This is a genomic window from Bacillus sp. SM2101, assembly GCF_018588585.1.
Lineage (GTDB): Bacteria > Bacillota > Bacilli > Bacillales > SM2101 > Nanhaiella > Nanhaiella sioensis.
In genome coordinates, this window is the sequence record NZ_JAEUFG010000001.1 from 229,034 (window position 1) to 241,241 (window position 12,208).

The window sequence follows — 12,208 nt, forward strand, 5'->3', positions numbered from 1 at the left end:
GTCGTATCAATCAATATGTAGTTGTTTATCCACTACATAGAAAACTCCTTTACTTGGACTTTTCAATTTCTTTGTTTGTTTCTTAATTTGGATAAACGTTTCCGGATAAACCTTTTGAAAGATCGATACTTGCCCATCACCTTTTAAATTTAACAATTCGGTTAACCCTTTTCGAGATTGTTCAAAGTTTGAAACTTCTGTAACTTGTTCATCAAATTTATGTCTCAAGCGATCATACTCTTGGTCATTCTCTACTAAATCACTATGATTATAGTTGTCAAGAAGCATTTTTGTTGATTCTGTTTTTTGAACTGCTTTTTTATAATTTTTAAGAAGTTCTTCCAACTCTTTTTTAATCTCATCACGATCAAAACCCTCTACAATAACAACTGTTGGTTTTTCCATTTCATTTCCTATAAAACCCGCTGTAACACTTGCTCTTGCTTCTACTTCCCCTCCAATAATTTTCCCCTTATATTCATGGGCATATAAATTAGTTGCCTTTATAGTACACCCAATTGCATAGTAACCGACATTAATATTTCGTTTTGAAGTTAGCGTACACTCATTTGCATATTTAACAAAAATATCTTGTCCTGAAACAATGTTCGTAACACCTTTTCCAAACACACCACCTTTAATAAATACATCACCTGTTTTAGATTGAATTAATTTAACCCTACTTATGCCGATTTCACTCATAATAGAAATATCCTTCGTTGCAATTACCGAATATCCATCTTGTACAATACCTTTTATCGTAACACTTCCATCAAAATTTATATTTCCGGTCTCGACACCAACATCACCATTAATGACTAAATGGTCGCCTATAGATAACTTCCCGTTTTCTATTTGTACCACACCATCAATAACAGCTCTTAATACAACTTTCCCGTTTTCTAACTCTTCCTTTTTAACCGTTTTTTTATCATAATATAAAACTTTATCTTTTCCTTTTTTCGGGAATAACAGACTTCCTAAAACTGTTCGTCCAGCTTTCCCCGTTGTTGGTGGAATTTTTTCTCCAAGCCATTCTCCTGCTTCTACTACATCGATAAAATTCATATCAAAATAATCAGCTTTCCCATCTTCTCTAATTGTTGGCTTTCTTTCAGACATCTTATAATATGAAACAATAGAATCTTCCCCATTAACTGGTTCAACACCTCTTGCAACAACAATATCTTTTTTGGCTTCTAATTGTTGGTGTAGAACATCTAGGGAAATACCATCTGTTACCCTTTTAGAATGTAGAAGTTCTATTGCTTTAGGAATATATAATAATTTATTCTCATTTAATTCTTCATTTGAACAATGAAAGTGAATTGTCGCAACCATTTTGTCCTGTGAAATTTTGCAAGTAACCAGTGGTTTTAACTCACCAATCTGCACAGTTTCACATGTAGCTTCTTTAATCGCTTGTTTCAGCAGTAAAAATTTCGAAATGTTGATTCGTGGATACTTAGTTAATAGACTATTAAACTCAGTCATTGTATAACCAGCCTTAAACACATTAATAAAAACTTTTGAATCATCATCAACTGTTATTATAAAAAAGTTATTTTTTAAGAGTTCCATTTCTAGGATACACCTTTCATTATATAATTTAGTAATAAATCAAGTTATTAGTAACACCCGTTCTTAATTTTATGTATATGGAAAAATAAAACTTTACCAATAAACTCTTATAATTGAATCTTAATACTTGAATAGTTACTTATCAATAATCCATTTATACTATTATTTAGAAATAGAATTTTTTTTATTTCCAAGCAATATTTGTTATTTAGACAAAGGTTAATGAACAGATAAAATTTTCAGGTATTATTTACTGTTAAATAATTATAAATATTAAAACTATGGTAGATTAGAACGAGTCTATTTTTTCAGATATGATACAAATTTATATAGTTGGAACTACTACTTAAGTATATATAATTCGAAGTTTAAAAGGAGAAAATAAAACAAAAAAATGTCTATTTCGATTTATCAACATTGAATGACATCAGAAACCATGCAAACATCACTCCAATAGGCTGATTTATTGAAAAAAATACTTCATGCAAATTTCGTTAACCTTCAAATGTTTATTCAACTATACGAAACAGTGTAATGAAACAACAGAATGTTGCACTGTACTAGAACTAAAGAATATTTGTAAATATTTATGGTATTTACACAACAAAAAAGCCCCCTTAAAAAAGAGAACTTAAATACATTTATATTGGCATTAGTACTTTTCTTGTTAATTACATCTTATTTATAGGATTTTTTCACTTATAATTTGTTTAATTACCCTTACCCTTTCAAGAAGCTTTATGCTCTAAACGCAGCTTATCAGCAACCATAGCAATGAATTCTGAATTGGTAGGCTTAGCTTTTGACATACTGACTGTATAACCGAACAATGACGAGATTGATTCAATATTGCCTCGACTCCATGCAACTTCTATTGCATGACGAATTGCTCGTTCTACTCTACTTGCTGTAGTGTTATATTTTTTTGCAATATCAGGGTAAAGTACTTTAGTAATTGACCCTAATAGTTCAATATCGTTATACACCATTGATATCGCTTCACGAAGGTATAAGTATCCTTTAATATGTGCAGGGACACCGATTTCATGGATAATACTTGTAATACTTGCATCAAGATTTTTATGCTTAGACTCATTTTGTGTGCGATACAATGTTGTTGTTTGTTTAACATGTGTAAGACCTTTACCACTAACTTGGCGAATATGACTAATTAAATTTTCCATATCAAAAGGTTTTAAAATAAAATATGAGGCCCCTAATTCCACAGCTTTTTTAGTAACATCCTCTTGACCAAAAGCTGTTAGCATAATGACATTTGGTTGATTCTCTCTTTGTTCACGGATTTTTTCAAGGACAGCTAAACCATCTAAATGAGGCATAATAATGTCCAAAACCAATACATCAGGGGTATTATTTTTTAAAATATCCAAGCAGTCATGCCCGTTATAAGCTACCCCTACAACTTCCATATCATCTTGATTAGCAATATATTGTTCAATTAGGCTTACTAACTCTCTGTTGTCATCAATAATACAAACTTTAATTTTTTTCACACACTTTCCTCCTCGAACTCCAAATAAAATCAGGATTCATTATTTTCTGACTTCAGTGTAATGGAACATTTCGACGACATAACATGAAATCCCTTTAATTTTTTAAAAATAATATAAAATCTCTAAAATCTATACTTTTCTCCCAAAACCTTTATTATCCTATGTTTTTCATTATTCGACAAATAACAAAAAACTTTTTGTCGAAATACGTATTTCAGTTAAAGCATTATGTAAAAAACGAGCTGTTTTAGCTCGCTTTTTGTTGATTTTTTTCGTAAATGTCAATCCCTGCTTCATTTAGCATCCATTCAATATGAACGCCATACCCGCTTGTAGGATCATTAACAAATACGTGAGTTACAGCACCAATAACCTTTCCATTTTGAATAATAGGACTGCCGCTCATACCTTGAACTATACCACCTGTTTTGCGCAACAGCTTAGGATCTGTAATTTTGATAACCATACCTTTTATTGCTGGAAATTTTTGTGGAACCGAGCTAATGATTTCAACATCAAATTCCTCAACTTTATCATCATCAACCACAGTTAGTATTTTTGCTGGACCTTCCTTAACTTCATGTGATAATGCTATTGGTAATGCTTGATCATTAATCCCATTTTTAATTTTTTTAGTTAATTCACCAAAAATTCCAAATGGGCTATTTTTACTAATTGTACCAATCTCTTCTTTATCCTTTGAAAACCTTGCTAATTTCTCACCTGGAGTCCCTGTACTCCCTTTTTGAATGGATGTAACAGTCGACCGAACAATGTGTCCATCTTGAACTTTAATTGGTTTTTTTGTATCTATGTCTGAAATCACATGACCCAAAGCTCCGTATTTTTTAGAATCAGGATGATAAAATGTCATTGTGCCGATTCCTGCAGCTGAATCACGTATATACAGACCTATACGATAGGCGTGATCATTTATATCTTTGATTGGTTGCAAAGTAGTAGTTACTTCATCATTATCACGGGAAATTGTTAGTTCAAGCGCTTTTTCTTCTTTCCCAGCCTGTTTAACAAAAGGACCAACATCACTCATTTTTTCTATTTCCTTACCATTAATTTTAGTAATTAAGTCTCCAATTTTCACACCAGAACTTTCTCCAGGAGACACGCTACCTTCCTCTGTTTCAACTTGATGAAACCCAACTACTAAAACACCGATTGAATTTAGCTTGACTCCGATAGACTGTCCACCCGGTATCACCTTTAAATCATTAAGAACATTTACATTGATTTTTTTAATTGGGATACCTGCCATCTCTAAAAGCATTTCACCATTTCCAGAAGCTTCACCCATAACGGCTAAACCAGTTTCAGCATTTGAAACTGAAAATACATCATTATCGTTTTGTTGACTAACTGTTACAGGTAATGTAGAAGGTAGTTTAAGCTGCTGACCTTCAAAAACAATAATATTTTTTGGCAAACCAACATATTCTTTAAATGGACCAAAAAAAAGTATACTTACCAATGTAACAAGGAGAACAGCACCAACTATTTTTCTTATCTTCTCTGTTATCAATCACTTTCACTCTCCTCGCCCTAACCCACACCAAATTAATTACATGGCTACATCATTAATTTAGCCTACTAAGCGAACATTTATAACTATATAACAGAGAAAAAGCTAGCCGTTTTTGGATAGCTTTTCATGCATTTTTAAAATTTTTTGCTAAATCAAGCAATTCCTTTGCATGTTTCTTAGTTAAATCAGTGATTTCGACACCTGAAATCATCCGACCAATTTCTTTTATTTTCTCATTTTTATTAAGATGAGTAACTTTTGTTGTCGTTCGATCTTGTGAAGTATTTTTTGAAATAAACAAATGTGTATCTGCCATTGCTGCTACTTGAGGTAAATGCGAAATACAGAGCACTTGTGATCCAACAGAGACATGATATATTTTTTCAGCAATTGCTTGAGCTACTCTTCCACTTACTCCGGTATCAACTTCATCAAAAATAATAGACGTAACGCCCTGATGCTTTGAGAAGATACTTTTTATCGCAAGCATAATTCGAGATAACTCTCCACCTGAAGCAACTTTTGAAAGTGGCTTTAATGGTTCACCAGGATTAGTTGAGATAAAAAACTCAACTTCATCAATGCCATTTTTTTTATATTTCACAGGAGTTTCATTCGAGAAAGATGTTTCATGAATCCCCTCTTTTTTTGACAATGCAACGTCAAAGGTCGTTTTATCCATATACAAATGTTTAAGTTCTCTTTTAATATCTTTAATCAACAGCTCAGCATAGTGCTTCCTAAGAACGGAAAGATTTTTAGCCTCTAATAACAAATCAGCTGATATACCTTCTAGTTCTTTTTTCAGTTGAAGAACATGACTATCACGATTTTGAATCGTATCAATTTCTTCCTCGATTGTTGCTGCGTATTCAAGTATATCTTGAACTGTTCGTCCATATTTTCTTTTCAAATGATTTAATTCATTCAAACGTCCTTCTATAAAATTCAGCCGATCTGGGTCATACTCGAGCTCATCTAATTGATTACGTATTTTATATGAAATTTCCTCCACCAAATAATAACTATTGGAAACTGTCTCAAACGCTTCTTTTAAATTTGCATCATAGGTGGAGACACCATCTAGATGGTTCATCGCAAGCCCAAGCCAATCTAACCCTCTTTGCTCTCCTAAAAGAGACTGATAAGTATTATGTAATGCTTCATATATTTTTTCAAAGTTAGCAATTTTCGTTTTTTCATCAAACAATTCATCATCTTCATTTGGGATCAGGTTCGCTTCTTGAATCTCCTTCGATTGAAACTGAATTAAATCTAACCGATGTGCCATTTCCTGTTCATTGTCATTTAGTTTTTGGAGTTTATTCGTTAATTTAACATATTTTTTATAAAGAACATCATATTCACTAAGAGCTGACTTTATGTTCTTTCCGCCATATTGGTCGAGCAAATATAAATGATTGTCAGCAATCATCAGCTCCTGATGTTCATGCTGACCATGTATATCTACCAACGTAGCACCAATTTCTCTTAATGTAGCAATTGTTACTAGCTTTCCATTCACTCGACAAACACTTTTACCTGTTGTATACATATCACGATGTAGGACGACCATTCCATCACTTATTTCAATACCTAATTCTGCTGCTTTATTGTAGCACGAATGGGCATCATCATCGAGTAAAAAGAGCCCTTCAATTTCCGCTCTCTTTTCTCCATAACGCACTAAATCTGAAGAGCCCCTTCCTCCAGCGAGCAAATGGATGGCATCAATAATAATTGATTTACCTGCACCAGTTTCTCCCGTTAACACAGTTAGTCCCTTATCGAATGAAATCGAAAGGGAGTCAATAATTGCAAAGTTTTTTATTGTTAATTCTGCTAGCATACCACACCTCACTTACAGCATATCTAAAAACCGTTGAGATATGATCTCTCTATCATCAGGCGTTCTACAAATAATCAAGCAAGTATCGTCTCCACAAATTGTTCCTAATATTTCTTCCCAATCAAGGTTATCAATTAGAGCACCAATAGCATGGGCATTGCCAGGTAACGTTTTCATTACTAGTAAATGACTAGCGCCATCTATCCCAACAAATGCATCAATTAATGATCTTTTTAATTTCTGTAACGGATTAAAACGTTGATCAGCTGGCAAGCTGTATTTATATCTTCCATCCATGGTTGGAACCTTTACTAGATGGAGTTCTTTTATATCTCGGGATACTGTAGCCTGTGTTACATTAAAGCCAGCTTCCTTCAGTATGTCAACTAGTTCATCCTGTGTCTCTATCTCATTATTAGTAATGATATCCCTTATCCTTATATGTCTTTGCCCCTTGTTCATGCTAAGCACCTCTCATGTATAATTATTTCGTCCATTATAAAGGTGTGATACTCATAATCTTATATTACCTGAATGGTCGGCATGTGCATATTTGAATTATGCATTGTTTACAAAATAGTTAAAATTAGACCATGCTGTTTCCACATGGGTGGTTGTTAAACACCTACACATGCTAGAGGCATCTTTTCAACTGTTCAATAGAACAAAATCTCATTTATATCCTCATCTTGATGTTCTAATTTGTTAACAATACAACAACGGTTACGACAGAATCCTTAGATAAAAAGATTCCATTGTAGTAACAATTATTTTTTCCTTAACTCTTCATGTGCATTCTCTACAACTTTTTCAATAACTTCAGTATGAAATTGTTCAATTTTCTGGTCTGTTGCAGACCATTTAAGATGAAGAAGGAATTCTATATTCCCATCACCACCTGTTATTGGAGAAAATGTAACATCCATAACATCATACCCTTGCTCATCTGCAAATTGAACAATTGCATTTAATACTGATAGATGAACATTTTTATCCCGAACGATTCCCTTCTTGCCTACAAATTCTTTACCTGCTTCAAATTGAGGTTTCACAAGGGCTACTACATCACTATTTTCCTTAAGCAATGTTTTAAGTACAGGGAGTATTAAGCGTAAAGAGATAAAGGATACATCTATTGATGCAAAATTTGGCATTCCATTTGTTAAATCTGTTGATTTAATATAACGAAAATTCATTCTCTCCATCACGATAACTCTTTTATCCTGCCTCAGTTTCCATGCCAATTGATTATAACCAACATCAATGGCATAGGATAGCTTTGCACCATTTTGCAAAGCACAATCAGTAAACCCTCCTGTAGATGAACCAATATCAATCATCGTTTTATGTTCCACAGTTATATCAAAGTATTTTAGTGCTTTTTCAAGCTTTAACCCGCCTCGACTAACATATGGATGATCGTTCCCCTTCACAGATAAATGAATCGTAACATCAACTTTTTCACCAGGTTTATCGAGTCTAACTTCGTTTGAATAAATTAACCCTGCCATAATCAAGCGTTTTGCTTTTTCTCTGGACTCAGCTAACCCACGTTCCACTAATAACACGTCTACTCGTTCTTTCTTAACTTTCATTCTTTTATGCCCTTTTTTGAATTTTAGGTATACTTTTTCTTATTCTATCTGCGACTGCTTCACTGGTCAGCCCAATTTCTGCCAATAAGTCTTTTACACTGCCATGCTCTATAAATCGATCCGGAATTCCCATTCTCTCAATATGCGCGTCATAAAAGCTTTGGTCGTGCGCAAATTCTAGAATAGCACTGCCAAAACCACCTTGCAACACAGCTTCTTCAACTGTTACAATCGGTATCTTTCTTTTCAATATTGTTGTTAGCATCTTTTCATCGAGAGGCTTGATAAAACGTGCGTTAACGACTTGTACTGAAACATTCTCTTTCGCTAACATATCGGCTGCTTCCAAAGCCATTCCGATCGTCGTACCAAATGTTAATATAACAGCATCGGATCCATCCTTAAGAATTTCCCAACTACCAATCGGTATTGCTTTCAATTCTTCGTCTAAAGCAACACCTAGACCATTACCTCGTGGAAAACGAAGTGCAATTGGGCCATCATCATACTGTATTGCAGTATGAACCATATGTTGGCCTTCATTCTCATCTTTCGGCATCATCAGCACGATATTAGGAATATGACGGAGGAAAGCAATGTCAAATACACCTTGATGTGTTTCCCCATCAGCACCTACTAAACCAGCACGGTCAATTCCTAAAAATACATTTAAGTTTTGTCGGCAAATATCGTGGACGACTTGGTCATATGCTCTCTGTAAGAATGTAGAGTAAATCGCTAAAAAAGGCTTCATCCCTTGTGTTGCTAAGCCAGCTGCCATCGTGGCAGCATGCTGTTCAGCGATTCCTACATCATACATACGGTCAGGAAATTCACTAGCGAAGCCTTCTAACTTCGATCCTACAGGCATTGCGGGTGTAACAGCGACAATTCTATCATCGTTGCGTGCTAATTTACGAACCGTTTCACTAACTAAACCACTCCAAGATGGAGGCGTATTCACTGGTTTTATTAAATCACCAGTTTCTATCTTGTATGGCCCTGTTCCGTGCCATGTACCAACTTTATCAGATTCTGCTGGGTAATAGCCTTTTCCCTTTTTGGTAATGACATGTAGAAGAACTGGACCTTCAGTTTTTTTAGCATAATGAAGATTTTCGAATAAATCTTCATAATTATGACCATCTACTGGTCCTAAGTAGGTGAATCCTAACTCCTCAAAAAACACTCCAGATACTAGCAGGTACTTAAGACTATCTTTGACACGTTCTGCTGTTGTTGCAAGTTTCCCCCCTACTGATGGGATTTTCTTCAATAGCATCTCTAATTCATCTTTTACCCAATGGTATTTACCTGCTGTCCTAAGCCGACCTAAAACAGTATGAAGTGCACCTACATTCGGTGCAATAGACATCTCATTATCGTTTAAAACTACAAGAATATTCTTTTTTTCATGACCGATATGGTTTAGTGCTTCTAGAGCCATACCACCTGTAATTGCACCATCACCAATGATTGGTATAATGATGTCATTAGTTTTCTTTAGGTCTCTAGCTAATACCATTCCCATCGCTGCAGATAATGATGTTGAACTGTGACCTGTTTCCCAAACATCATGTTCACTTTCATTCATTTTCGGAAAGCCACATAAGCCTTGATATTTTCTAAGCGTATCAAATTCATTGGCACGACCCGTCAATATTTTGTGAACATAGGACTGATGACCGACATCCCAAAGAAATTTATCCTTAGGGCTGTCGAATACTTTGTGTAAGGCGATCGTCAGTTCAACAACTCCTAAATTGGGTCCAATATGACCACCGGTCTTCGAGAGCTTTCCAATTAAAAACTTACGAATTTCTTCAGTTAGTTGTTCTAGTTCGTGACTTGATAAGTTTTTTAAAAAACGAGGATCTTTTATTGTCGATAGATCCATAGGACCACTCACCTTCATCTGGTTTTTCTTTGCTTGTTTTTCTTCTTTTTATCCTTTAATAGTTCAATATTAAACTTTTCTTCAAGAAAATAAAACAACTTACCAACTTGAAAAATAATCTCTGTAGAATATGCAAGTGCTAGTGATTTCCCCATTGCTTTTCCACCAACTGTCAATGCAGCCACTACACTTGTAAAAATCACTGATACAATAATTTGGAAAAACGAGCCTTCATTATAATGAAAAGATACAGTGAACTGGACAATCACTACCGCCGAAGCAGTTCCACTAATAATTCCAGATATATCACCAATTACATCATTACAGAAGCTCGCAAATTTATCTGCATTGCGAACGATTCGGATCGCTGGTTTTGCTCCATTTATTTTTTTTGAAGCCATTGAATGAAATGGCACTTCGTTAGCAGCAGTAGCAGCTATTCCTATCATATCAAAAAATATTCCAGTTAATACAATTGCTAAAACGATGAGCATGCCTAATCCCCAAGTTACGCCGCTTAACATACTTGTAGATACAACTGAAAAAAGAGCCGCTAACACAAAAGTGATAACGGCAATCCCCATGCTCCAATTTATTGATTGTCGAAAAACTTGTTTCATGTGGTATACTACACCCTATTCAACCGTATTTCCTATCTTATATTCAAACATAAATGTCAATTTATTATGTATAGTAGGGTGGTCATGAAAAGAGTAAAAATTACGGCTTAGGTCCAGTAGGTTTTCCCAAGCAAGTACCAAGCGTTGCCACTTTGGCGGTTTCCCTTCAAACTTGTTTTAGCTATGTCACCATATGCTAGACTGGATTACCACTTAGTCCGTACTATAATCCTCTTTTCATGTCAATGGAACAGTCTAGGAGTTTTCCTCAACAAACCTTAACCAAATCCTTATCCTCTTTTGCAGAGATGATTTCATATGGACTGATGAGGCATATATCAATGGCCAACTGATGTATACCTTAAACCATAATCCCCTCAAACTCCACTCAAGGCAGGCTACGCTGCTTGTAATTTGACTTACAGTGACAGGTTCATTCCCCATCCCATAGATTTAATAAATCTACAAGTATGGGCCTCCGCGGAAGCTGGGTCAACGCCCACATGCCATTGTGGATCGCCCAGCAACCTTAACTCCCAGCACCAACCCAAGGCTGGGCGCCTCAAGCCGACACAAGGAACTTCATCGATATGCCCTTTGGCGGATTTTTAGGCCCGCCTTCAGGAACGGTGGTTTGACTAGAATACTGCACCACCCCTAGCTAAAATTAAATATACCATAAAATTAAGTATTTCTCAATTGATCGTAATTTTAAGCTTAATTTTCCCTAGTTGCAATAAGATCACATATATATTCTAGAATATCATGATTGATATTCGCTTGCTGTAATTTAAACTTTGCATGAGTGATGTGGAAAGACAGTTTTTCTTTTGCACCACTCAAGGTTAATAAAGCTGGGTATGTCATCTTATCCAGTTCTTCATCACTACCTATAGGCTTCCCTATTTTGTCCTCAGAACCTTCAATATCTAATATGTCATCCCTTATTTGAAATGCCAATCCAATATGCATTGCGAATTCTTTCAGAACACTTAATTGCGCATCTGATGCTCCTGCAAGTATAGCTCCAGCAATCACACTGTAAGCAAGGAGCTTACCTGTTTTGTGCTTATGAATATATTCCAACGTCTCGATTGAAGGTGTTTTTCCTTCACTTTGTATGTCAGCAACTTGACCACCAACCATACCTTCGGGCCCTGCAGCTTGAGCGAGCTTTGATATAAGTAACAACTTGACTTCAGGTGATACCGATGGATGGTTTATGTCAGCAATTAATTGGAAACTATATGTCAACAATGCATCTCCTGCTAAAATAGCCATAGCTTCACCAAACACTTTATGATTCGTAGGGTTTCCTCTACGCAAATCATCATCATCCATGCTTGGGAGATCATCATGAACTAGTGAGTATGTATGTATTAATTCTATTGCAACAGCCACATCAATTCCAAGATCTTCATTTTTGTTAAAAGCACGTAATGTAGCAAGTAACAACATTGGTCTTAGTCTTTTTCCACCAGCTTGAAGAGAATAATTCATAGATTCCTTTAAAATGTCAGGTGAGGACAATGCTTGTATGCCAGTTAATAAATTTTTTTCAATAACTTTTTTTTGTTCCGACAAATATTCTGCTACTTCTACTTGCATGTAT

9 protein-coding genes are annotated in these 12,208 nt (G+C 35.1%); all 9 read right to left on the reverse strand.

Annotation, left to right across the window (positions count from 1 at the left end):
- Window positions 1–6: 6 nt before the first annotated feature.
- The 9 genes from JM172_RS01150 to JM172_RS01190 all read right to left on the reverse strand — a co-directional run bounded on the left by JM172_RS01150 (window position 7) and on the right by JM172_RS01190 (window position 12,204).
- The gene (locus tag JM172_RS01150; protein WP_214480203.1) at window positions 7–1,581 is read right to left on the reverse strand and encodes a flagellar assembly protein A; all 1,575 of its coding nucleotides are present in this window, start codon (window positions 1,579–1,581) and stop codon (window positions 7–9) included.
- 728 nt (window positions 1,582–2,309) lie between these two features.
- Complete coding sequence (gene spo0A / locus JM172_RS01155; RefSeq protein WP_214480204.1) at window positions 2,310–3,095, reverse strand: sporulation transcription factor Spo0A; 786 nt, start codon at window positions 3,093–3,095, stop codon at window positions 2,310–2,312.
- A 247-nt stretch (window positions 3,096–3,342) separates the two neighbouring features.
- Entirely contained in the window at window positions 3,343–4,629 is a 1,287-nt protein-coding gene (gene spoIVB / locus JM172_RS01160; RefSeq protein ID WP_483297232.1) for a SpoIVB peptidase, read from the reverse strand.
- A gap of 130 nt (window positions 4,630–4,759) precedes the next feature.
- Window positions 4,760–6,484 (reverse strand): DNA repair protein RecN, encoded by a 1,725-nt coding sequence (gene recN / locus JM172_RS01165; RefSeq protein WP_214480206.1) that lies wholly within the window; start codon window positions 6,482–6,484, stop codon window positions 4,760–4,762.
- A 12-nt stretch (window positions 6,485–6,496) separates the two neighbouring features.
- Window positions 6,497–6,946, reverse strand: a complete 450-nt coding sequence (gene ahrC / locus JM172_RS01170; RefSeq protein WP_214480207.1) for a transcriptional regulator AhrC/ArgR — start codon at window positions 6,944–6,946, stop codon at window positions 6,497–6,499.
- A 305-nt stretch (window positions 6,947–7,251) separates the two neighbouring features.
- Window positions 7,252–8,079 (reverse strand): TlyA family RNA methyltransferase, encoded by an 828-nt coding sequence (locus JM172_RS01175; RefSeq protein ID WP_214480208.1) that lies wholly within the window; start codon window positions 8,077–8,079, stop codon window positions 7,252–7,254.
- Between the two features lie 4 nt (window positions 8,080–8,083).
- The gene (gene dxs, locus JM172_RS01180) at window positions 8,084–9,976 is read right to left on the reverse strand and encodes a 1-deoxy-D-xylulose-5-phosphate synthase (RefSeq protein WP_214480209.1); all 1,893 of its coding nucleotides are present in this window, start codon (window positions 9,974–9,976) and stop codon (window positions 8,084–8,086) included.
- A gap of 14 nt (window positions 9,977–9,990) precedes the next feature.
- The gene (locus tag JM172_RS01185; protein WP_214480210.1) at window positions 9,991–10,596 is read right to left on the reverse strand and encodes a hypothetical protein; all 606 of its coding nucleotides are present in this window, start codon (window positions 10,594–10,596) and stop codon (window positions 9,991–9,993) included.
- Between the two features lie 717 nt (window positions 10,597–11,313).
- Window positions 11,314–12,204, reverse strand: a complete 891-nt coding sequence (locus JM172_RS01190; protein WP_214480211.1) for a polyprenyl synthetase family protein — start codon at window positions 12,202–12,204, stop codon at window positions 11,314–11,316.
- Window positions 12,205–12,208 lie beyond the last annotated feature (4 nt).